The following is a 22,948-nucleotide window of genomic DNA, read 5'->3' on the forward strand; positions in this document are numbered from 1 at the left end:
TCCTAAAAATCTATCTTGGAAAATGGCAGGGAACAAGTGCCGGAAGGCATCGGTCTCAGAACATATAGGGCGCGCCTGTAGCTCAGACAGGTTATGCGGCGACCTTTTGTTTTTTCGAAGGAAAACATGATCATAAATACGCAGTGGCGGCGTTTGACGGGAAGGTTTGATGCTGCAATGATCAACAAGACCGAAGCCAGCGAATTGCTGAAGCCTACCTATGCGCAACGCGGGTTTCTTCCCGAAGACGATCCTCTGACTGCATTTCCGCACGGTTCCCGCTATGCCATGCTCGATGAGATCGGTCATGATCTGCCGAGCCTGCTCTATGATAAAGACTTTCGGGTTTACGCGCGGGAGCTTGAAATTCCCAGATGGCAGGGGCCGGTCAACGAGGAGAACCTTCCTCAGCTTCGCCTTTATTATGTGCGGCTTGGCTTTCTCGCCTCCGCTTACGTCAATCAGGTCGGGGAGGAGCCGGTCAAGCTCCTGCCGTACAATATCGCGGTGCCGCTGGCGCGGGCCGCCATGCTGCTCGATTGTCTGCCCATTCTAAGCTACGACGGCTACGCCCTCTATAACTGGAAGCGCTTTCATAAACACCAGCCGATCCGATTGGGCAATATCGATACCCTGCAAAGCTTCGTCCACCTGTATGACGAGCATTGGTTCATCCTGGTGCATGTAGAGATTGAAGCGATCGCGGCCGATATTCTGGCTGCGATCGCATCGATCAAATGCAAACTGACGGAGAATGCTGAAGCTGACCTGAGTCCGGAGTTATGGCATATCGAAGACGCCGTACGACGCCAGGTCGAAGTGTTAAAGCGCATTCCCGAGCACATGTCCGCCAGCCTCTACTACAAGACTTTCCGGCCCTATATCCGCTTTTTCGAAAACATAACCTATGAAGGCGTGGATCAGGCGCCCATCCAGTTTCGCGGCGAGACCGGCGCGCAGAGCAGTATCATGCCGACACTGGTCGCCTTTATGAAGATTCCCCACCAGCGATCCGTTCTGACGGACCATCTGATGGATATGCGCAAGTACATGCCGCTTCGGCACCAGGTGCTGATCAAGGAAGTCGAGGCCATGCCTGACATCCGAAATTCCAGGTACAAGGAGCCTTACAACGCCATCCTGGATGCCATGGCGGCCTTCCGGAGAGTCCATTACGGCTGGGCGGAAGAATACATCACCCGCTGGACGGACGATCCGAGGGGAACCGGCGGCACGCCCTATATGCAGTGGCTCAAACAGATGCTGCAGGAGACCGAGGCCCACCGCCTTTAGACAGTGCGGCAAACGAGATAAATATGTGTAGGCTGGGTTGGAGCTTTAGCGGAAACCCGGCATGGGCGGCCTCGAAAATGTCGGGTTTATCAACCCAGCCTACCGCCGTTAAAAGCCGCAGCGCCCGGCGCGGCAAACGGGGCAAAAACCATCCGTGCGCAACATCAGTTATTAAGAATTAGAATCCGCTGCCAACCATCACACGGAGCATCACCTGCACGGCGCAACGCTTTGTCAGCACTGCGCCGTGTAAGGGCGAGTCTAGGCCTGGTCCACTACTGTCACGCAAAGATTGGTCGGTTTCTTATTGGCGTCCAGTATCGGTTTCAGCGTGAATGATACGACCGACTCCACCCCCGCATCGCCCAGATCGCCGACGGGGACTTTTTTGACGGAAATTTCATTATCGTCGACTTTCCATTTGTAATCGGCGTCGAAAGCGGTGTTCTTGCCGGAATTTTCCAGATCGACTTCAAAGTTGGCGCCCTGGCAGGCGTCGGTCGGTTTTTTCAGGTCCAGAACGTGGGCATGAAATCCGGAAGGCGTGGCTTCATAGGAACTGTCGTCAATAGGCAGGTGAGTGGTCAGCACCAGCACGTTATTGCCGCTGTCCGTCAATATGGCATAGCCGAAGGCGCCGGATTTTCCATCGGTGGGTATGTCCTGGCCGGTTTTGATTTCCACCTCCAGCATTTTTTTATCGGCTTTGCCTTTCCATTCCACTTCCACTTCCTTGAGCGTCAGATAGCCGGCTGCCTGGGCCAGAGCCATGCCGCTGGCCAACGCCAGGGCAATGGCTGATGCAAGTAACGATGTTTTATTAATCAGTTTCATAGTTAATCTCCATCAAAAAAAGTATTGAATCGATATTATTTATACATTGTATTGATGAGACAAGGCAAGTGCATATTTCATTCATAGCACTGTATTCGTGTCCTTTAAAGTCATGTAGTTCCGTAATCTATGAACTCTAACAATTTCATTGAGTCTTTGATCCTAATCCATGCATAAAAACCAGGTATCTCAATTTCCTTTTGAAAAGAGCGTTTTTGTCACTGCCTGTGACAAATGGGCCGCGGAGCAGAGAGGGTATTTCTATGCAGCAAATCTTGAAATGGGTCGGAATAACCTTGCTCGTGCTGGTCGTCGCTATAGCGCTGTTCCTGGCTTTCTTCGACTGGAACAAGCTGCGCGGGCCTATATCATCCCAAGTCAGCAGTAAGCTGGACCGGCGCTTTGAGATTAAGGGCGATCTTGATGTCGACCTCGCCTGGACGCCGCGCATCACTGTCAATGATATCGAACTGGCCAATACCGATTGGGGCAGCAAGCCGGAAATGATGACGCTGGATCGCCTCCAATTCAGCATCAGGCTGCTGGATTTATTGAAGGGCGATGTGGTGCTGCCGGAAATCCATCTGTCCAAGCTAGACGCATTGCTGGAAAAGAGCGCCAAAGGCAAGGGCAACTGGGTGTTTAAAACCGACAAGAAGGACGAAACCGACCGCACCGAGATTCCCAAAATAGACAACCTGACGCTCGAAGACAGTAAGCTTGTCTATCGCGATCCGACCACGGATACAGAACTGAATTTGACCGCATCGGCCGCCGGAGCGGCGAAAGAGCAGGGCGTCAGGTTGCAGGGCCGGGGCCGTTTCGAAGGCGAGCGCTTCACGTTGAAGGTGCAAGGCGGCTCCTTGCTGGAACTGTGGGAAAAGAGCAAACCCTATCCCGTCGATCTGAAAATGGCCGCCGGCGATACCAAGGTGGCGGTCGAGGGGACGTTCGCCGATCCGGTGCAATTGCAGGAACCCAAGCTGTCGATCGATCTGCAGGGCGACACTCTTGCCAAGCTGTCGCCTTTTATCGGCGTGCCGTTGGCCGAGACGCCGCCCTATAAATTCACCGGCCATGTGACGCGCTCCGGCGAGCAGTGGCTTATAAACGATCTGAAAGGAAACATGGGCAGCAGCGATATCGCCGGCCATGTCGCGTATAGCTCGCCTAAAGACCGTCCTTTTCTGAAAGCCGACATCAAGTCCAAACGGCTCGACTTTAAGGATCTTGTCGGATTCATCGGCGCCGATCCGACGCCGGAAGAAAAAGAGAAACCGCGCATATTTCCCGATAAGCCCTATGATCCGGAAGCCATGCGCTCCGCGGACGGGGACGTAAGCTTTTATAGCGACAACATCATTACGCCCAATCTGCCGGTTGACGAGTTTAAGACGCGTCTGCAAATGGATCACGGCAAGTTGACGCTGGACCCCTTGAATTTCCGCATCGATATCGGCCAGATTACAGCGGTCATCCAGCTTGATGCGAGCAAGGACATCATCGCTACAAAGGCAGACGTCAAGATCCGCAAGGTGCCGCTCAGACGCCTGCTGGCCGATACGCAGTTTAAGGAGGAAAGCGACGGCATGTTCTTCGGCCAGATCATTCTCGATACAACCGGCAACTCGGTAGCCGATATGCTCGGCCGCGGAAACGGCGATGTCACGCTGCTGATGGAACAGGGCCGTATCAGCAACCTGCTGATAGAGCTGGCCGGCCTTGATGTGGCGGAGTCGCTGGGTTTTTTGCTGACCAAGGACAAAAGCACCCGGATACGTTGCATTATCGGCAACTTCAAGGTCAATCAAGGCATTATGAAGACAGCGCCGTTCGTGATCGATACAACCGATACCAATATCAATATCGAAGGCCATATCGATCTTCGCCAGGAGACTGCCAATCTGCGGCTCAAGGCCAGCCCCAAGGATCCCAGCATTTTAAGCGCGCGCGTGCCGGTGGATGTCTCAGGGCCGCTCAAGTCACCGAAAGTCATGCCGGACCGGACCCGACTGGCTATCAAGGGAGGGGCTTCGGTCGCTCTGGGCGTGCTGCTGACGCCGATCGCCGCCATTATTCCATGGATCGAACTGGGGCTGGGTGACGACAGCGCCTGCTATGCCATGATTAACGAGGCTAAGTCCGATGATGCGCCGGCGCCGCCGAAACCGGCGACAAGGAAATCGCCGGCAAAGCGTAATGGCAAATAATCTGCGCGGGTCTTGTCCGGCAATTACAGGTTATCTAGACCGTCGAGTGATGCAGTGTGACGGTAAAATTCACGCAGATGCCTGACGACTTCATCGGGCCTGTCCAGCGGCAGAAAATGCCCGCCGCGCTCGACTGTCACCATGCTGGCCCCCGGCACAAGCCGGTGGTCCTGTTCCCGCTCATCGGGTCTGGCCCAGTCCTGATCGCCCCAGAGGAAGAGAACCGGGACCTTGATGCGGGCATAGTTTCTGGTCGCCGACTGCCAGCTTTCGGCGTTTCGAAGCAGATTGATGAGCGCCCGGTAGTGGCCTTTCCGGTTGCCTGTCAAATACATCTCTTTCAGCAATTGCGGCGGTATGCTGCGCGGGTCGGACACGCCGCCTTCGAACACGTTCTTCATGATGAACATATTGCGAAGGCGCATCACCGTCTCGCCGAGCACGGGTATGCCGGCCGCCATCACCACCAGCCGGGCCGATAGTGAGCCGCGTGCCATGCCTCGGCCTTGAACATAATCATAGGGATTAATCGCGACAACGCGAGTAATGCGGGAATTACGGCGGGCGGCAACGATCAGCGGAATGGCTCCGCCGATGGAAACGCCGGCGAGCATGACGTCGTTTAAATTGAGGGCTTCGAGGAAGCCTTCAACCGCATCGGCAAAAAACTCGGCGTCATATTTCACAGCGGGGATGTCGGAATAACCATGCCCCGGCAGGTCGAGCGCGTACACGGTAAAATCCCCGGCCAGTTTGGGCACAACCTTTTCGAAGAGGTCAAGCTGGGTTCTCAACGTATGCAAAAGAACCAGGACGGGGCCACGGCCTGTTTTGATGTAGCGAAGCCGGATGCCCTTCACTTCGACATACTGGATCGGGATATCGGGTGCCCAGTGCAATTGCGCTGGAGGCGAGGGGCTTCGGCGCAATGCCTCGACAGCAAGGGAAACGACAGGCAGGCCTATACCCACGGCGATCAGTATAGAAAGAACATTGTTCATCATGAATAACTCCCATCAGGCATTTCCACATCGGTTTCGACTTCGAAGAGGCCGATGGGTTCTTGCGACAGCCCTTATATTTCGTGCGCGGGGCTTGGGTATCATTTAAGATCTGATGTTACGCACGGGCGGCTTTTTTATGCCGTTTGCCGCTCACTACAGCGCTTGAGTCTCCTTTACCGAAATCCCGGGTCGAATGAATTCGACCCTACAGGTGCGTTTGACGCAGGGGTCGCTATTAGCTTGTAGGTGCGAATTCATTCGCACTCAATGACTAACAAGGCGTCTCGGGTCGAATTAATTCGACCCTACAGGCGCATTTGACGTAGGGACCAATTGTCTGCGTAACATCAGTTAAGATAATATAAGCCGATCAGCTGCGGGGCCTCCCACATATGCTTTTAATCACCTTTATAATTTCTGAAATGGCCGCTCATCGTTCCGGATTGCTCCGTAAACAGCAAGGACAAAATGCAGGTTTTTTTGATGAGTGTCGAATTCAAGGCTGACGATCCGCAACTTTCAGTTAATTTCGGAAAAAGTGTCATGATCAGGGAGAATCTGATAAAGGTCCTGGCCAGCATCCTGTTTGTCACTATTGTGATGGCTGCGCTGAGCTTTTGGTTAGAAGAAGAGCTGGTTGTCGCTACGAACTGGCTGGTCGAGCGCATCGGATTTGCCGGGATGTGCCTGATTCTGTTCGTAACCGATGCATTGGTCACGCCTATTTCTCCGGATATCCTGCTGCTGGTGATTGCCAAGAGCGATCTTGCCGAACAGTGGCCGCGTTATGTCCTCACCCTTGGTATGGTATCCGTCGGCGCCGGCATGTTGGGCTGGTTCATCGGCCGCTGGCTGGGGCATTTCAAATCCGTTCAGCGGCTCTTCGGCCAGTTCAATGACGATCAGCGCGACTTCATCCGCAAATACGGATTCTGGGCCATCGTGCTAGGCGCCGCCACGCCGCTGCCTTATTCGGTCACCTGCTGGACCGCCGGCGTTGTAGGAATCCGATGGTCGACCGTGCTGGCTGCCTCGGTGCTGTTCCGTATTCCTCGCATCATCATCTATTATCTGCTGATTGCATCAACCAGTAATTTATTTGCCTGATTGCGGGATTGAATCCTCCGCATGAGGATGCCGATAAAGCCTGCCTGGTGATATTCATTTCTTTCCAGCGATTCGCGACCATTATGCTTGTACAGAGCCACGGGGGGGCTTTGCCTTTCTTACCGTACTTATGATTGATGCGTGGATTGAATCGTCAATTGATCCAACGGAATTGGTCTTTGAACCTTGGTTGATGCCGGGAATCCAAAATTAATATCTATCTCGCCGAGATACGATCGGTCAAATACTGCACTTTTCTGGTGACCGTGGCTGGAAACCGCGGTTATTCGCATTGGGAGGTTCGTTATGCTTCCTGAAGGGCATTTTTTTTCAGGCTCGTTTTTGTGACTAGCTGCTGCGTTCACGTAATTTCTCCTTACGATTGCACTCGAACGCTGCCGCACCTGACGTCATACAGCAATGGAGAATTCGTGCCATTGCCTGCCTCGGCAAGCGGCATCTCGACGGTCCGCGGTTTCTGGAAAAACGCCTTCCGCCTTTTCAGGAATAAATGGAAAATCGGGTTTTCGGCTTTTACTGTGATGCGCAAAATTTGTCCGGCTCAGATATCGGCTTGGCTGTTGCTGGCCGCGATCGGTCTTCCTTTGGTAACCCAGGGCGCGGAGGTGCTGGACAGTTCGGTCAAACAACAGCATGGACGGTACATGATGCACACGGAAAGCGTTGTGCAGGCGCCCGTTTCGAAAGTCCGCACGCTTCTCATGGATTATGAAAATTTTCTTCGGCTCAATCCTGACATCAAGCGGGTAGAGCCTATGGGACACCTTGATGGCGGCGGGACTCGAATGAGTGTTAGCTCGGACTTTTGCATTTCAGCCGTCTGCCTGCATTTCGAATGGGTTCAGGATGTCCGGCTTCTGCCCAGCGGAGACATTGCCGTGACCATCGTACCGAACCGGGGCGATTTTCGGCAGGGAAACAGCCGCTGGCGCCTGCTGCCTGGTGGCGGAGGCACCCGGTTGATCTTTGATGCCGATCTGACGCCGAACCATTGGTTTCCACCCGTATTCGGCCCCTGGATGATGAAACAAAAACTTTACGAGGAAGCGTCTGAGATCGCCCACGGGCTGGAGCGGATGGCAATCTCGAATTGCTGTTGATCAATATTCAAAACTTGCTAACAGGCAAATGTTCTGGAGATCCCCGCATAAAACATGATGGAATTTAGGATGATCAAGGCTGCAGTGTATCCGTATTTCGTTATCTGCATAACATATACAAATATAATTATTGTGTTATGGTTTCCTGTATTGAAGAGAATGTGTTCGTCTTGTTACAAGGCGAATGGGAGGATCGGTCGTAAATAATATTCAAGTTTTTTATGCCAACTATTTGTTCATGTAAGTTTGCAAGAGCCATCTGATTTTTTATGAAATCCGCTCTTTTAAACCGACTTTTTCTAAACAGTGCATTATTAAAATAAGAAAAAATATGTCTATATTCAAAGAAGGTTCATCAGGTCAGAGTGTTAAATCCATTCAGGAAGCACTAAAAAATAAAGGATTCAATCCGGGAGCTATTGACGGAGACTTTGGTCCCGGCACGGAAGCTGCGGTGATTGCTTTTCAGAAAAGTGAAGGGCTGGCATCACATGGAATCGTCGATTTGCCGACTCAGAAGGCGCTGGGAATCGTCGCGCCGGAAACTCCCAACCCTTTTCAAATCGAAAACGTGACCTTCAGCATAGTTTCGAAGATGTTTCCCCAAACACCTATCGGCCATATCAAGGCAAATTTGCCGTTTGTGCTGAATTCCCTGCACACTGTTAATCTAGCTGATAAAGCGATGGTTTTAATGGCTTTAGCGACCATCCGAGCCGAAACAGCCAGCTTTGAACCGATCAGCGAAGGCAAATCGAGATTTAATACTTCGCCAAACGGCCATCCTTTTGATCTGTATGACAATCGTCGGGATTTGGGTAATAGAGGCAAGCCGGATGGCGACAGATTCAAGGGGCGTGGCTTTGTACAGTTAACCGGACGCGCTAATTATGCAAAATTCGGCGACAAAATCGAACGGGATTTGGTCAATAGTCCCGAATTGGCCAACGATCCAAAAATTGCGGCGAAATTGCTTACCTGTTTTCTAAAAAATAGTGAAAACAAGATCCGTAATTATCTGGTTATTCATGATCTTGCCGGGGCCAGGAGAGTGGTGAACGGTGGATCTCACGGCTTACAGGCGTTTACGGAAGCCTACAATATAGGCAACAGGCTGATCTAATAAAATCCGTAGATCGGAATTGGACGGCGCCAGCCTTATTTCTCCTTTCATGGGCATGACCTTATGAGACTAAGTAAGATAATTTTTGCAATTATGTTTCATGGCTATGCTCAACTGGCTGGCGCCGTTGAATCCCATTGCGAGCAAGACGAATCGATTATTTTTAATTGCCGCACAGGCAAGAAAATCGTATCCGTATGCGCATCGAAAACTATTTCTGCCTCATCCGGATACCTGCAATACCGATTCGGCCCGAAAGGCGCGCCCGAACTGATTCTTCCGGCAGCCAAAATACCTCCTAATGCGGATATCCAGGCCAGTACCCTAACGTTCGCGGGCGGCGGCGGTGCTTATATTCGATTCAAACAAGCCTCATACGGATATGTAGTTTATACCGCCCTAGGCAGAGGCTGGGGGGATAAAGCCGGCATAGCGGTTGAAAAGAATAATGGACTTCAGGTCAATCTAAACTGCAAAAAGCCAGTGTTGTCCGAACTGGGCCCGGATTTCTTTGATAAAGCCGGTTTATCAAAAGATCAAATCGGTTTTGAATTGCCTTAGAGAACTTGATCCGGGGCTATCTGGCATAGAAAATTCGGAGATTGAACCCGTTTAATACGGTGCCAAAGAGGGGAATGGGAAAGCGGCTGGGTGATTGTAGATATATTGACAGGAAACCAACCGACTTATCAGCGCATCAGAAGGTCGATTTGATGGCCATCTTGAAGAAAAACATGAAACCGCAAGTATTGATGGGCTTGATAAATGTTTGCTGCGCAAGCGCAACATCATTGAAACGATCAATGATCAATTCAAGAATATTGGCGATCTTGAGTACTCACGGCATCGCTCTTCAACCAGTTATTTGTCCAACATCATCACCAGTCGGATGACGCATTCCTATCCGGATAAAAACCGGCTTTCAATTTGAGCAATGTCGATTTGTTACTCTTTATCTCGAAGGCTTAGATCGAACTGAAGCTTGTTATTTTGTTTTTTATTTGGCTGGATTATGTGCTTGCTAAAATTTTTCAGGCAATAAAAAAGGCCTTGATAAATTACCTAAGGCCTTTGAAATATGGAGCTGGCGATGGGAATCGAACCCGCGACCGGCTGATTACAAATCAGCTGCTCTACCGACTGAGCTACACCAGCGAATGAGAGTATTATACACGGTATTCTTGTTTTGCCTAGTATTTTTTTAAACTTTTTTGCTTATTATGCCCCGCTTTATTTCTATTGCCGGAGGGGCGAGGGTTTTTATCGCCGCGTTTGTTATCCAGGCCGGTGTATTTGGTTTTAAAGCGCTGGACCTTATTTTCGGAAGGCTCGACGGTGCCTTTGGGCTGGAATGATGGCACCAGATGATGCTTGCCGTTGCCGATCAGATCGCTGCGGCCCATTGCCTTCAGCGCCTCGCGCAGCAGAGGCCAGTTTTTCGGGTCGTGATAGCGCAGGAAAGCTTTGTGCAGGCGGCGCTGCTTGACGCTTTTGGGTATCGGGATGTCGGCGACTGTGCGGCTGACTTTATGCAAGGTGTCCTTGCCTGAGTGATACATGGCCGTGGCGATGGACATCGGCGAGGGCAGGAAGGCCTGCACCTGGTCGGCTCTGAAACCGTTGCGCTTCAGCCATAAGGCCAGGTTCAGCATGTCCTGGTCGGTCGTGCCGGGATGGGCGGCGATGAAGTAGGGGATCAGGTACTGTTCCTTGCCGGCTTCCTTCGAGAATTTGTCGAACATGGCTTTGAAGCGATCGTACGTACCCATGCCCGGCTTCATCATTTTTGACAGCGGGCCTTTCTCGGTATGTTCCGGGGCGATTTTCAGGTAGCCGCCGACATGGTATTTGACCAGTTCCCTGACATATTCTGGCGATTCCACGGCCAGATCGTAGCGCAGGCCGGAGGCGATAAAGATTTTCTTGATGCCGGGCAGGGCGCGCGCACGCCGGTACAGCTTGATCAGATGCGTATGGTCCGTGTTCAGGTTGGGGCAAATGCCCGGATAGACGCAGGATGGCTTGCGGCAGGCCGCTTCAATTTTCTCATCCTTACAGGCCAGCCGGTACATGTTGGCGGTCGGCCCGCCCAGATCGGAGATATGGCCGGTAAAATTGGGCGAGGTGTCGCGTATCGCTTCAATTTCGCGGATGATCGAATCCTCCGAACGGCTTTGAATGATGCGACCTTCATGCTCGGTGATGGAACAGAAGGTACAGCCGCCGAAACAGCCGCGCATGATGTTGACCGAATGCTGGATCATCTCGAAAGCGGGCACGTTGGCATTGCCGTAGGCCTTGTGCGGCAGGCGCGAATAGGGCAAATCGAAGACGCCGTCCATTTCCTTCGTGCTCAGAGGGATGGGCGGCGGATTGATCCAGAGCAGCCGTGAGCCATGCTGCTGAACCAACGGCCGGGCGTTGCCGGGATTGGTCTCGCCGTGCATGACGCGCGAGGCATGGGCATACAGGATCGGATCGTCCTTGACGTCGTCATAGTCGGGCAATCGGATCACGGTCTGCGCGCGCCGGTTTCTGATCAAATGCTTGTCGAACTGGATGACCTTTTCGCCGCCTGGCTCGGCCGTATTTTTGACTTCGCAGGCGGGCTGTTCCTGATAAGGATTCTGCGGCGGCGCTACGGCTCCCGGTGTGTCGATATGCGTGGAGTCCTTGACGATCCAGCCTTCTGGAATCTGCTTGACGAAGTGCGCGGTGCCGCGGATGCCTTTCAGATCGGCAATGGCCTCGCCGTTCGCCAGGCGGTGCGCGATCTCGACGATTTGTCGTTCGGCATTGCCGTAAACCAGCAGGTCGGCTTTGGAATCGAGCAGTACCGATTTGCGCACCTTGTCGGACCAGTAGTCATAATGCGCGATGCGCCGCAGGCTGGCTTCGATGCCGCCGATGATGATCGGGACATCCTTGTAGGCTTCGCGGCAGCGGTGCGAGTAGACGTTGACGGCGCGATCAGGCCGTTTGCCGGCTGCACCGTCTGGTGTATAGGCATCGTTAGAGCGGATTTTTTTGTCCGATGTATAACGGTTGACCATCGAATCCATGTTGCCGCCGGTCACGCCGAAGAACAGGTTCGGGCGGCCCAGTTTCTGGAAATCGCGGGCGCTGGTCCAGTCGGGCTGCGAGATAATGCCGACCCGAAACCCCTGCGCTTCCAGCAGCCGGCCGATCAATGCCATGCCGAAGCTGGGGTGATCAATATAAGCGTCGCCGGTGACGAGGATGATATCGCACGAGTCCCAGCCCAGGTTATCCATTTCCTCCCGGCTCATCGGCAATTCCGGCGCTACGCCGAAACGTTGCGCCCAGTATTTGCGATAGCTGAACAGGTTGGGTACAGAAGGTAAAGCGGAAGACGTCATGGTTTTATCAGATTAGTCAGCGTATGGGGGTTGTGCGTATTCAGATCTCTCAGGAAGACCGGAAATTCAATTTGATAGTGCTCTTCAAGAGCCATCGCTCTTGCTCTTAAATCCCGCATGGAATAAAAGGCAGAATGATCATTAAAGGCGAAGGCGATGATATTGCCCTTGCAGCGCACCGGCAGAAACAGAATTTTCCATTGGAAAATGCGGCCCAGCCATCGGGAAACCTGTGCGAACAAGGGTTTGTCGGTGCCCCAAAGATTGATGACCAGTATGCCGTCTTTTTTCAGGAACAGCTTGCAGGCTTCAAAAAAAGCTTCGCTACAGATGGATTCGGCCATGCGTTCATGATCGAATGCATCGACAAAAAGCAGGCTGTAATGTTCCCGTTCGGTTTCGGTCCGTTGGCAAATATAGCGTCCGCCGTCATCGACAATAATTTTCAGGCGCGGGTCCAGCGGCAGGCCAAAATGGCTGCGTGCGATTTTGACCACGCTTCTCCTGTATTCCACTGCTTTTAATCTGCATTCGGAAAAATGGTGCAGCAAATGCTTCGTGAGTGAACCTCCACCTAAACCGATAATCAGAGCATCGTCATCCAACGTCTGCTTGAATAACAGCCAGCAGGTCATGGCGCGCACGTAAGTCAATTGCAGTTTATGCGGCGCGGCTAAACGCATGCTGCTTTGCCTGGGATGCGAGCCGAAATGCAGGGATCTGACGCCGTTGAGTTCGACCACCTCTATAATACCGTCATCATCGTGACTTTGGTGGATCAGTCGGCCATCATATTTGTACATATTAAAGATTGCTAGTGTTTAATGGATGACCAAACATTATACAGATGAATGACTATTGGCCGGTATTTTTGGACAAATAGCCATTCCGTCATACTATGTTATTTATCATGGAAGCATTGAAAAAATGACATCTGCCCCGATTTAGATGTTCGTTACTTATTTTTTAACCAGTTCGCGTAAAATTAAACGTTTAATATTGAGGACTATCATGAAAAAGCTTTTTTTCCTGACTATCTTGCTTTCAGCAGTAACAGCCTTCGCTGACGATGCGAAAAATGAATGGCATAACACCGTACTGACTGAAGACACGATGAAAAAAATTCAGGAAGCCAAATACGACTATAAAAAATGCGTCGTGGAAGAAATGAAAAAACCGGCGTATCAGCAACTGGAAAGCCGCAGGGCGACGGAAGGCCTTATTAAACAGTGCGAGCCGACCTTAGCGAAAATGCGCGAAGTATATACGGAAGAAAACGTGCCCGGCGTAGTCGCCGACCGCCATCTGAAACAGATGCGCATCCAAACCACACGTGCCGTGCTTCAGGAAATGATGTTTGCCGAAGCAGCCCGTAAAGCGGGTCAACAATAATAATCGAAAGAGCTTTTAATTGAATGAATACTAACTACGCAATTGATTTGACGCTGGTGCCGACCACGTTCGACTTGTGGCATGTGTATCTGGCCGGTGCCGTGGTGCTGTTGTCACTGATCCTGATCATTCTGCTGCTGTCCATGGTGATCAGTCTGGCCCGGGGCCGCAAAAAAGCGGTAGCGCCGGTTATTGCGCCGGCCGCACCCGCGCCTGAACCTGAAGTCAAAGTCGTTGAGAAAATCGTCGAAGTCGAGAAAATCGTCCATGCACCGGCGCCGGAACCGGTGATATTGAAGGAGGCGACGCCCGATGCAGCCCTGCAATTACTGGGATTGCTGCAAAAAGAGGCGCGTTTTATCGACTTCATCAAGGAAGATATTTCTGCCTATGGCGATGCCGACATCGGTATCGCCGCGCGCGTCGTGCACGAAGGCTGCAACAAAGCCATCAACGAGCACTTTAGTCTGGCGCCCGTGCGCGGCGAGCAGGAAGGCACGAAAGTGACCCTGCCGCAAGGCTTCGATGCCGCCAGCGTGCGCCTGACCGGCAATATCGTCGGCTCGGCGCCGTTTAACGGCACACTGGTTCATAAAGGCTGGAAGGTGACTGATATCCGCCTGCCTAAACTGACACAGGGGTATAATGCCCATATCGTCGCGCCAGCGGAGGTCGAGCTATGAAAGGGTTGTTCAGCCATATAAAGCCGGATGCGCTGAAAAAGAAGGACGAGAAGGCCGCCGCAGAGCCGGAAAATACCCCTGTTGCGGCTACTGATTTAGAAGCTACAGAGAGCGAAATGCCAGACACTGAAAATACTGAAACCGTAGATCAACAGACTAATGACAATCCGCAAGCCAGTGATGAAGTGGCCGAAGTCACTGCTCATGACGGGCCGAGGTTTTCAGTAGGCATCGATTTGGGCACGACGCATTGCGTTCTGTCGTATGCCGATCTCAGCAAAATAGACGATGAATTTTCCCAACAGGTCATGGCCATACCGCAATTGACCTCGCCCGGCGCCGTGGAAGAAAAGGAACAGCTGCCATCGTTTCTGTATCAGGCGCACGAAGCCGAGCTGGCGGAAGGCTCGACCTCGCTGCCGTGGGCGGCCAAGCCGGACTATCTGGTCGGTGAAATCGCGCGCAATCTGGGCAGCAAGACGCCGATCCGCCTGGTCGCCAGCGCTAAGAGCTGGCTGTGCCATGCCGGCGTCGATTGCAAATCGCCCATTCTGCCGGCCGAAGCGCCGGATGAAGTTGAACGCGTTTCGCCTTTCCAGGCGACTACGGCTTATCTGGCGCACCTGCGCGAAGCCTGGGAAAGCCTGCATCCTGATGCGCCACTGGATGAGCAGGATCTGGTTATCACTGTGCCGGCCTCGTTTGATCCGGCGGCGCGCGAGTTGACCGTCGAAGCGGCCCGATCCGTGGGTCTGGACCAGGCGATTCTGCTGGAGGAGCCGCAGGCGGCCCTGTACAGCTGGATCGAGAAAAGCCATGGCGACTGGCGTAATTACGCCACTTGCGGCGATATCATCCTGGTCATTGATATCGGCGGCGGCACGACCGACCTGTCATTGATCGCCGTCACCGAACAGGGCGGCAATCTGGAGCTGACCCGCGTCGCGGTCGGTGATCATATCCTGCTCGGCGGCGACAACATGGACCTGGCCCTGGCCTACACGGTCAAAGCCAAGCTGGAGCAGGACGGCAAACGCCTTGAGCCCTGGCAGATACAGGCGTTGACGCACAGTTGCCGCGATGCGAAAGAGAAAATTTTCAACAATGCCGAGATCGATACGATTCCACTCGTTGTCGCCAGCCGCGGCTCGTCGCTGATCGGCGGCACGCTGCGCACCGAATTGACGCGCGAGGAAGTCAACCGCGTATTGGTCGAGGGCTTCATGCCCAAGGTTGCAGCCAGTGACCGGCCGATTACCCGCACACGTACCGGCTTAAGAACCGCGGGCCTGCCTTATGCGCAGGATGCGGGCATCACGCGGCATCTGGCGGCGTTCCTGGCCAAACAGCAAGGCGCGGCGGTAGATCTGAAAGACGTCAATCTGCCCGAGCATGCCAGCTTCCTGCATCCGACGGCCGTGCTGTTCAATGGCGGCGTGCTGAAAGCGCAGGTGCTTGCCGACCGGTTGATGGAAGTCCTGAATTCCTGGCTGAAGGCCGAGCAGGCGCCCGAAGCCAGACTGTTGCCGGGCGTCGATCTGGATCTGGCCGTTGCGCGCGGCGCCGCTTATTACGGTTACGTGCGCAAAGGCAAAGGCGTGCGCATCAAAGGCGGTACGGCCGCGTCCTACTATGTTGGCGTCGAAAGCGCCATGCCGGCCGTACCGGGCATGGCACCCGAGATTGAGGCCTTGTGCATCGCGCCGTTCGGCATGGAAGAAGGGACTCAAGAGGAGTTGCCCCATGATGAATTCGGCCTCGTTATCGGCGAGCCGGTGCGTTTCCGTTTCTTCGCGTCCAATACGCGGCGTGACGATACGGTAGGCACGCGCCTCGATTACTGGGCTGATGGCGAGCTTGAAGAGCTGGATGAAATCGAGGTCACGTTGCCGGAAGAAGGCCGCCGGCCCGGTGAAGTCATACCCGTTCATCTGCTCGCGGCCGTGACCGAAGTCGGTACGCTGGAATTGCAGGCCGTATCGCAAAAAGACAATGGCCGCTGGAAGATCGAGTTTGATGTCAGGGCCGGGGAAGAGTAATAACTTCTCCGAACAGCAGGGCGACCGACCGGTCGCCCTGGTTATGTCAAACCGAATCTTGATAAATGATCACCCCAATGACTCATGGAAGAGATTAACTAATATCCTGGATCGATTGGACTCTTAAAATCACAAAATCATCGTGCAAAATCAATCCGCCAACTATTTAGTCGGTATCGACCTGGGCACAACGCATACCGTTGTCGCCTTTGCCAGAACCGATAAACCCAATCCCGAAATCGAAATTTTTCAGGTCGAGCAACTGATCGCTCCCGGCCAGGTCGCGGCCCGGCCCTTGCTGCCTTCCGTGCGTTATCATCCGGCCAGCGGCGAGCTGTCGGAAGCCGATGTCAGCTTTTCGCCGGCCGGCGAGACGGCCGTGATCGGCGAGGCCGCGCGCCTGTTGGGCGCCAAGACCAAAGGCCGGTTCGTGACCAGCGCCAAAAGCTGGTTGTCGCATCCGTCGGTCGACCATAGTGCCGAGATTCTGCCCTGGGGCAGCAGCGATGACATCGACAAGGTGTCGCCGATCGATGCCAGCGCCAGTTATCTGGCGCACATCCGTACTGTCTGGGGCCACCGGTTTCCCGATTCCCCCCTGGAAAAGCAGGATATCGTCATTACCGTGCCGGCCTCGTTTGATGAGGCGGCGCGCTCGCTGACGCTGGAAGCCGCACGCATTGCGGGCTTTCCCAATGTCCGCCTGCTGGAAGAGCCCCAAGCGGTCTGCTACGACTGGTTAAGGCGCCATGCCGGCACGATCAAGCAGGCGCTGGCCGATGTTCGTCTGCTGCTGGTCTGCGACGTGGGCGGCGGCACGACCGACCTGACGCTGATCAAGGTCGAGCAGGGCGAGCAGGAGCCTAAATTGACCCGTATCGGCGTCGGCGAGCATTTAATGCTCGGCGGCGATAATATCGATCTCGCGCTGGCGCATCTGGCCGAAAGCCGGCTGGTCAGAGACGAGAGACGTTTGTCGGCGGCCGATTTGTCACAGCTGATCGAACAGTGCCGCCTGGCCAAGGAACGGCTGCTGGCCGAAGATGCTCCGGAGCAGGTTAACGTCACCTTGCTGGGCGGCGGCTCCAAACTGATCGGCAGTTCGCGTTCCGTTTCACTGAGCCGGGACGAGGCCAGGGCCATTGCCTTGGACGGATTCTTTCCGCTGTCGGGACTGGATGAACTGCCGGACCGGAAGCGTAGCGGTGTGGTTGAGTTCGGTTTGCCTTATGCGGCCGAGCCGGCAGTCAGCAAACATATCGCGGCATTCTTGAAGCTGCATCGCGAAGCCTGCCGTGAAGCCTTGAAAGGCGAGGGCGTCGTGCCCGATGCGCTGTTGCTCAACGGCGGCGTATTCCGCAGCCGGCCGATCACGCAGCGCACGGTCGAGTTAATCAATTCGTGGGCCGATAAGCCTCCGGTCTTGCTCGAAAACAAGCACCCCGAACTGTCCGTGGCCTTGGGTGCGGTCAGTTACGCCATCGCGCGCCGCGAAAAGAAGCTGAAAATCGGCGGCGGCGCGGCACGCAGTTATTTTCTGCTGGTCGATACCGAAAAAGCCGTGCAACAGGGTGTCTGTATCCTGCCGCGCGGCAGCGAAGAGGGCGACGAGGTGATCCTGAAGGACCGGCAATTTGCCTTGCGTCTGGGGCAGCCCGTGCGCTTCCATCTGGCCTCGATGACCGGCGATACGCCGTTCAAGCCCGGCGATCTGACCGACGTTACCGATCAGTTCCATTCACTGCCGCCTTTGGCCGTGGCATTCGAGCATGACGACAAGCAGGGCAACCGCGAAGTCATCGTGCAATTGGCCGTGACCCAGACTGAAATCGGCACGTTGAAAATTCAGTGCGTGTCCGTTGCCGATAGCGCGCAGCGCTGGGATGTGGAGTTCCAGATCAGAAAGAAAGGCGTGAGTGGTCTGCAAACCGATGCGGCTTTGCCAGCCCAGTTCAATGCCGCCGTCGAAAAGATACAGACGGTGTTCGGTTCAAAATCCAAGCAGGTTGATCCCAAAGCAGTCAAGAATCTGCGCGCCGATCTGGAAAAGTTGCTGGGCAGCTCGCGCAATGAATGGGAAACGCCGCTGCTTCGGGCCATGTTCACGGCGTTGCTAGATGGTCTGAAGTACCGTCGCCGTTCCGAGAACCATGAGAGGGTCTGGCTCAGCCTGACTGGTTTTTGCCTGCGTCCGGGATTCGGCTATCCGCTCGACGATTGGCGCGTGGAACAGCTCTGGAAAACCTATTCTCAAGGCATTCAGTTTGTCAACGAAACCCAGAACTGGACCGAATGGTGGACATTGTGGCGCCGTATTGCCGGCGGCCTCGGCAGCGAAGCGCAGGAACAGATCTTCAACGATATAACCAAGTACATTGATCCAGCCGCCGCCAGACAGCCCGGCGTTGCCAAGCAGGTCAAGGCGCGCGGCTATGACGACATAGTGCGTCTGGCTGCGGTGCTGGAACGGCTGCCCGTCGACAAGAAAATACAGTTGGGCGAATGGCTGCTGAAACGCTTGCAGAAAGCCAGCGAGCCCAGTCAGACCTGGTGGGCCGTCGGCCGTATCGGTGCGCGGATGCCGTTCCACGGCAGCAGCCACAATGTGATTCCCGCCGATAAGGTCTGCGTGTGGCTCAAGCAACTGATGTCCGAAGACTGGAAGAAAAATCCTCAGGCCGGCTTTGCCGCGACCTTGATCGCGCGCATGAGCGGCGACCGCGCGCGCGACATCGACGAGGCAACGCGCAGGCAAATCATCGAGAAATTGCGGCTGAGCAAAGCGCCTTCGACCTGGGTGGACATGGTGGAACAAATTCGAGAGCTTGATGAGAAAGAGGAAAAACAAATTTTTGGCGAGGCTTTGCCGCCGGGGCTAAAATTAATCAATAATAACTAAAACCTAAAAATAAACATGAAAGCAGTCGGCGTTGTCATAGTGGTGGGATTCATCCTGCTTTATTTCGTAAATGCGGCCTTTAAGGTGGATATATGGCAGGAGGAAATTCTGATTCACAGTGCTATCAGATTCTTTGCCGGCTTTATCGCTATCGGAGTCTGGGTTTTTTCCAAACATAGAATCAGGTTCATGAATGTGTTCTATGTAGTTTTAGCCTTGGTGCTGGCCGATGACATCTGGGATTACTTCAGAAATATCAACAGCTTTAAACCTGAAGTCATGCTGCACAGCAGTTATATGCTGTTGTGGGGCGCCCTGGCAGGTTATGTGTCCGCGAGGCAGTTAAAAAGCAAAAGGGAGAATTAAGGGCAGAGGCGCTAGCCGGCCATCGACAATTCAGTTACCGGCGGGCTTTTTGTAGCCGATATCGACGACAATATAGCGGCTTTCCTTGAGCGCGTTTTTAATAACCACTTCATCATCAATCGTTTTTTTAAGCAGCGCTCTCGCCAGTGGGGAGTCAAGACTGATGTAATTTTTTTTGGGATCAAGCTCATCGGCGCCAACGATGCGGTAAGTGATCTCTTCTCCGTCCTCATTCTCGAGCGTGACCCAGGCGCTGAAAAAAATTCTGTCCTGATCGGCAGGCGTTTCCGAGACGATATTGAGAGAAGGCAAACGCCTTTGCAAATAATGGATACGTCGGTCAATGCCTCGCAGTTCCTTCTTGCGGTAGATATACTCGGCATTCTCCGAGCGGTCGCCTTCGGCGGCTGCGGCCGACAAGGCCAGGGTAACTTCTTTGCGCCGGTCCCAGAGCGCTTTCAATTCCATCTCCAGCGCCTGATAACCTTCCGGCGTAATGTAAGGGGCTGATTTTGGTTGAGGCGGTCGCCAGCGTGACATATTCAATTTTCCGGGATGACTTCAGGCACAGGCTTAAGCCCGGCTGTTTATTTTTCCAGACAAATGTCTGATAAATCTATATGATAGTGGCCTTTTAAATCACGAGAAAGGTTTTCATCATGCAAATAGCAGACAATATGGCTGTTTCAATTCATTATACTCTGACTAATGATGCTGGCGAAGTGCTGGACAGTTCGGTTGGGGATGAGCCGTTGGTTTACCTGCATGGCATGGGAAATATTATTTCCGGCCTGGAAAACGCTTTGACGGGTAAAACAGCAGGCGACAAATTCAATGTCCACATTGAGCCGGCTGACGCTTATGGCGAACATGAGGAGGATATGGTTCAGGTTATTCCAAGGGCTATGTTTGAAGGTGTCGATAACATCGAAGTCGGCATGCAGTTTCATGCCGATGTCAGTTCAGGTCCGGGCGTGGTTACGGTTGTGGATGTCGATGGTGATGACGTGACAATTGACGGCAACCACCCTCTGGCCGGTGAAGCGCTGAATTTTGATGTCGAAGTCGTAGCGGTCAGACCTGCGACTCAGGATGAACTCGCTCATGGCCATGTTCATGGCGACGGTTGCCATCACTAATTATTATCAGCAGGCTGGTTCCGGCGCCAGCGGAACCGGCCCGGCTAAAGCCAGTCTTTTTTCTTGAAATAACCGAGCAGAAAGACCGAGATCGCGATAAACACGGCCCATAAGGCCGGGTAAGCCCATTTCCATTTCAGTTCCGGCATATACTCGAAATTCATGCCGTAGACGCCGGCGATAAAAGTTAAGGGAATAAATATCGTGGCAAACACGGTCAGGACTTTCATGGTCTCGTTCATTTTGTTGCTGACGCTGGACAAATAAATGTCCATCATGCCGGCGATCAGGTCACGGCAGGATTCCATGGCTTCGATCACGCGTACGGCATGATCATAGACATCGCCGAAATAGCGTTTGGTGCGCTCATGCAGCAAATCCGATTCGCTGCGCTGTATGCCGGCCAGCAATTCCCGTAGCGGCGAGACGCTTCTGCGTAAAAAAATCAATTCGCGCTTGATGGTCTGTATGGTCATCAACGTTTTTGACGAGGGCGAGGACAGCAATTCGTCCTCGACAGCTTCAATCAGTTCATCGAGCGTATCCTGCAGGGTGAAATATTCATCGACGACAGTATCCATGATCACATAAGCCAGGTAATCCGTGCCGAAATTACGCAAGCGGCCTTTCTCATTGTTGAGCTGGGTCAGAATCGGATCAAATATGTCGTCGGGTTTTTCCTTGAAGGAAAAAACAAATTTGTCGAGGATCAATAAGCTGATCTGTTCATAGGACACATCAAATATATCATCACTGAGAGACAGCGCTTTAAGGACGATGTACAAATAATCCTCATAATCCTCGAATTTGGGCCGTTGATGAGTATTGAGGATATCCTCGAGCACCAGTGCGTGAATGCCGAAGTGTTTGCCGATGGCCTCGATGACTGAAACGTCCGTTAGGCCCTCGATATTCACCCAGGTCACTGTATGGGTATGTTTATACAGCAAAATGTCATCAATCGATTTGACGACGCGCTTTTCAAGCACGGATTTATTGTAATCCACGACCGTGATGCGGTTCTCAATCTCGTGCACTTCGCCGACATGCACGAGCGAGCCCGACGGCAGGCCGGATTTTTCAGAAGAGTAACTTAATGATTCAGACATGATAAAAAATAATTTGTGAGTAGGATTGCAGGTCTTAGCCGGCCAATACCGGAAATAAACCTTTCAGGCCGCTGGCAATAAATTCGACGGCCAGCGCCGAAAGAATCAGTCCCATTAGCCGTATGAATATGTTTATGCCGGTTTGGCTGATATGTCGGACCAGCCAGGGAGTCGTTCTCAGCACGATCCATAAAATTATCATGACGGCAATGATGTCCAGACTCATAATGAGGTAGTGGTTTATATCCGTGCCCCGGTGCGAATACAGGATGACCGTGCTGATGGCGCCAGGACCCGCCAGCAGCGGCATCGATAAAGGCACCACGGCAATGGACTGCTTGGCTTCGCCTTCCTTGGCTTCCTTTTTAGTATGCACGGTTTCGCTGATTTTAGCCTGCAGCATGGAAAGCGCCATCAGCATCAGCAAAATGCCGCCGCTGACCCGGAACGAATTGAGGCTGATGCCGAAGAAAAGCAGCAGATTTTCACCTATAAAGAGCGCCAGCAGCAGAATCGTCGTGACCGTTATCACGACGGTTTTTTCGATGCTTCTGAGCTCGGCCCCTTTCGTGTTAGAGGTGAGCGCGGCAATAATAGGAATCATGCCTATCGGATCGACCACGGCGAATAAGGCGACAAATATTTTTATATAATCCGTGTATTCAAGCATAATGTTTTCCGGCAAACGAAGCGAATCGCAGGATTCGGCATACGGACATAACTCTAAACCGATAATACATCTCCAGGCAAAGATAATTAATGACAGATATAACGACACAGTTACCGATGCTGGGCTGGCGCGAATGGGTCGCATTGCCCGAACTGAATATCGGACAGATTAAAGCTAAAATCGACACCGGCGCCCGTTCATCGGCCCTGCATGCTTTCGCCATCGACCCTTATCGAAAAGGCCGGCAGCGCTGGATCATGTTTGCGATTCATCCCAGTCAGCTTAGCACGGATGTTGTGGTCGAATGTCACGCGCCGGTTAAAGACCGCCGCCTGGTTTCGGATTCGGGCGGGCACAAGCAACTCCGCTACGTTATAGAGACCGAGCTTGTTCTGGGGCGATCGCTGATCCGGGCCGAAATGACGCTGACCAATCGCGACAGCATGCGCTTTCGCATGTTGCTTGGGCGCACCGCGATGAATACGCGCTTTGTTATCGATCCCAGTTCATCCTATCTGCAGGGAAAACCGGAAATCTGCCGGGATGATCGCTTGCTGGAACTCGTTAATTAAGCGATCG

Annotated in this window: 22 protein-coding genes and 1 tRNA gene; 14 read left to right on the forward strand and 9 right to left on the reverse strand. The window is 53.2% G+C overall.

The annotated features are described in order from the left end of the window. The first annotated feature begins 126 nt into the window (after positions 1 to 126). The gene (locus tag METLU_RS0103905; protein ID WP_196806490.1) at positions 127 to 1,293 is read left to right on the forward strand and encodes a PrnB family protein; all 1,167 of its coding nucleotides are present in this window, start codon (positions 127 to 129) and stop codon (positions 1,291 to 1,293) included. Positions 1,294 to 1,554: 261 nt separating this feature from the next. On the opposite strand, the gene METLU_RS0103910 is transcribed toward METLU_RS0103905, so the two are convergent. Next, positions 1,555 to 2,127, reverse strand: coding sequence for a hypothetical protein (locus METLU_RS0103910; protein WP_027157086.1), 573 nt, complete (start codon positions 2,125 to 2,127; stop codon positions 1,555 to 1,557). Positions 2,128 to 2,390: 263 nt separating this feature from the next. Between METLU_RS0103910 and METLU_RS0103915 the strand changes: the two genes are divergently transcribed. Beyond that, positions 2,391 to 4,337 carry an AsmA family protein gene (locus METLU_RS0103915; RefSeq protein ID WP_027157087.1) on the forward strand — a complete coding sequence of 649 codons (1,947 nt, stop codon included), beginning with the start codon at positions 2,391 to 2,393 and terminating at the stop codon, positions 4,335 to 4,337. Positions 4,338 to 4,360: 23 nt separating this feature from the next. Here METLU_RS0103915 and METLU_RS24445 read toward each other — a convergent pair whose 3' ends face one another. Then, the gene (locus METLU_RS24445) at positions 4,361 to 5,341 is read right to left on the reverse strand and encodes an alpha/beta fold hydrolase (RefSeq protein ID WP_051299765.1); all 981 of its coding nucleotides are present in this window, start codon (positions 5,339 to 5,341) and stop codon (positions 4,361 to 4,363) included. A gap of 468 nt (positions 5,342 to 5,809) precedes the next feature. Between METLU_RS24445 and METLU_RS0103925 the strand changes: the two genes are divergently transcribed. Further along, positions 5,810 to 6,448 carry a YqaA family protein gene (locus METLU_RS0103925; protein ID WP_231383541.1) on the forward strand — a complete coding sequence of 213 codons (639 nt, stop codon included), beginning with the start codon at positions 5,810 to 5,812 and terminating at the stop codon, positions 6,446 to 6,448. Between the two features lie 128 nt (positions 6,449 to 6,576). Here METLU_RS0103925 and METLU_RS27755 read toward each other — a convergent pair whose 3' ends face one another. Beyond that, positions 6,577 to 6,813, reverse strand: a complete 237-nt coding sequence (locus METLU_RS27755; RefSeq protein WP_155920439.1) for a hypothetical protein — start codon at positions 6,811 to 6,813, stop codon at positions 6,577 to 6,579. A 66-nt stretch (positions 6,814 to 6,879) separates the two neighbouring features. Between METLU_RS27755 and METLU_RS26590 the strand changes: the two genes are divergently transcribed. From METLU_RS26590 to METLU_RS29120, 4 genes are all read left to right on the forward strand, one after another. Continuing rightward, positions 6,880 to 7,569 (forward strand): SRPBCC family protein, encoded by a 690-nt coding sequence (locus METLU_RS26590; RefSeq protein WP_027157089.1) that lies wholly within the window; start codon positions 6,880 to 6,882, stop codon positions 7,567 to 7,569. Positions 7,570 to 7,900: 331 nt separating this feature from the next. Then, positions 7,901 to 8,692: a peptidoglycan-binding protein gene (locus METLU_RS0103935; protein WP_027157090.1), complete on the forward strand. Its 792-nt coding sequence runs from the start codon at positions 7,901 to 7,903 to the stop codon at positions 8,690 to 8,692. A gap of 93 nt (positions 8,693 to 8,785) precedes the next feature. After that, complete coding sequence (locus METLU_RS0103940) at positions 8,786 to 9,253, forward strand: hypothetical protein (protein WP_036242836.1); 468 nt, start codon at positions 8,786 to 8,788, stop codon at positions 9,251 to 9,253. A 208-nt stretch (positions 9,254 to 9,461) separates the two neighbouring features. Then, a complete protein-coding gene (locus METLU_RS29120) occupies positions 9,462 to 9,623 on the forward strand; it encodes a transposase (protein WP_196806492.1) in 162 nt (53 codons plus the stop codon). Between the two features lie 148 nt (positions 9,624 to 9,771). Here METLU_RS29120 and METLU_RS0103950 read toward each other — a convergent pair. The 3 genes from METLU_RS0103950 to METLU_RS0103960 form a co-directional block, all read right to left on the reverse strand. Then, positions 9,772 to 9,847 (reverse strand) — tRNA-Thr (locus METLU_RS0103950). A gap of 35 nt (positions 9,848 to 9,882) precedes the next feature. Further along, a complete protein-coding gene (locus tag METLU_RS0103955) occupies positions 9,883 to 12,072 on the reverse strand; it encodes a YgiQ family radical SAM protein (protein ID WP_027157092.1) in 2,190 nt (729 codons plus the stop codon). Continuing rightward, positions 12,069 to 12,875, reverse strand: a complete 807-nt coding sequence (locus METLU_RS0103960) for a spermine/spermidine synthase domain-containing protein (protein WP_027157093.1) — start codon at positions 12,873 to 12,875, stop codon at positions 12,069 to 12,071. The genes METLU_RS0103955 and METLU_RS0103960 overlap by 4 nt, the downstream gene beginning before the upstream one ends. A gap of 208 nt (positions 12,876 to 13,083) precedes the next feature. Between METLU_RS0103960 and METLU_RS0103965 the strand changes: the two genes are divergently transcribed. From METLU_RS0103965 to METLU_RS0103985, 5 genes are all read left to right on the forward strand, one after another. After that, a complete protein-coding gene (locus METLU_RS0103965; RefSeq protein WP_027157094.1) occupies positions 13,084 to 13,464 on the forward strand; it encodes a hypothetical protein in 381 nt (126 codons plus the stop codon). 23 nt (positions 13,465 to 13,487) lie between these two features. After that, positions 13,488 to 14,147 (forward strand): DUF2760 domain-containing protein, encoded by a 660-nt coding sequence (locus tag METLU_RS0103970; RefSeq protein ID WP_027157095.1) that lies wholly within the window; start codon positions 13,488 to 13,490, stop codon positions 14,145 to 14,147. Continuing rightward, on the forward strand, positions 14,144 to 16,186 hold the full coding sequence (locus METLU_RS0103975) for an Hsp70 family protein (protein ID WP_231383542.1): 2,043 nt from the start codon (positions 14,144 to 14,146) through the stop codon (positions 16,184 to 16,186). The genes METLU_RS0103970 and METLU_RS0103975 overlap by 4 nt, the downstream gene beginning before the upstream one ends. A 142-nt stretch (positions 16,187 to 16,328) precedes the next feature. Further along, positions 16,329 to 19,085, forward strand: a complete 2,757-nt coding sequence (locus tag METLU_RS0103980) for an Hsp70 family protein (protein WP_027157097.1) — start codon at positions 16,329 to 16,331, stop codon at positions 19,083 to 19,085. Between the two features lie 15 nt (positions 19,086 to 19,100). Next, on the forward strand, positions 19,101 to 19,451 hold the full coding sequence (locus METLU_RS0103985; protein WP_027157098.1) for a hypothetical protein: 351 nt from the start codon (positions 19,101 to 19,103) through the stop codon (positions 19,449 to 19,451). A 30-nt stretch (positions 19,452 to 19,481) separates the two neighbouring features. Here METLU_RS0103985 and greB read toward each other — a convergent pair whose 3' ends face one another. Next, positions 19,482 to 19,991: a transcription elongation factor GreB gene (greB, locus tag METLU_RS0103990; RefSeq protein WP_027157099.1), complete on the reverse strand. Its 510-nt coding sequence runs from the start codon at positions 19,989 to 19,991 to the stop codon at positions 19,482 to 19,484. Between the two features lie 119 nt (positions 19,992 to 20,110). Here greB and METLU_RS0103995 point away from each other — a divergent pair, with 119 nt between their 5' ends. Beyond that, positions 20,111 to 20,590 carry an FKBP-type peptidyl-prolyl cis-trans isomerase gene (locus METLU_RS0103995; protein ID WP_027157100.1) on the forward strand — a complete coding sequence of 160 codons (480 nt, stop codon included), beginning with the start codon at positions 20,111 to 20,113 and terminating at the stop codon, positions 20,588 to 20,590. Between the two features lie 44 nt (positions 20,591 to 20,634). Here METLU_RS0103995 and corA read toward each other — a convergent pair whose 3' ends face one another. Further along, positions 20,635 to 21,699, reverse strand: coding sequence for a magnesium/cobalt transporter CorA (gene corA, locus METLU_RS0104000; RefSeq protein WP_027157101.1), 1,065 nt, complete (start codon positions 21,697 to 21,699; stop codon positions 20,635 to 20,637). A gap of 34 nt (positions 21,700 to 21,733) precedes the next feature. After that, positions 21,734 to 22,369 (reverse strand): YchE family NAAT transporter, encoded by a 636-nt coding sequence (locus METLU_RS0104005; protein ID WP_027157102.1) that lies wholly within the window; start codon positions 22,367 to 22,369, stop codon positions 21,734 to 21,736. An 89-nt stretch (positions 22,370 to 22,458) separates the two neighbouring features. On the opposite strand from METLU_RS0104005, the gene METLU_RS0104010 reads away from it, so the two are divergent. Next, complete coding sequence (locus METLU_RS0104010; protein WP_027157103.1) at positions 22,459 to 22,941, forward strand: ATP-dependent zinc protease family protein; 483 nt, start codon at positions 22,459 to 22,461, stop codon at positions 22,939 to 22,941. The last annotated feature ends 7 nt before the right edge of the window (positions 22,942 to 22,948 follow it).

It is taken from the genome of Methylobacter luteus IMV-B-3098, from assembly GCF_000427625.1.
Lineage (GTDB): Bacteria > Pseudomonadota > Gammaproteobacteria > Methylococcales > Methylomonadaceae > Methylobacter > Methylobacter luteus.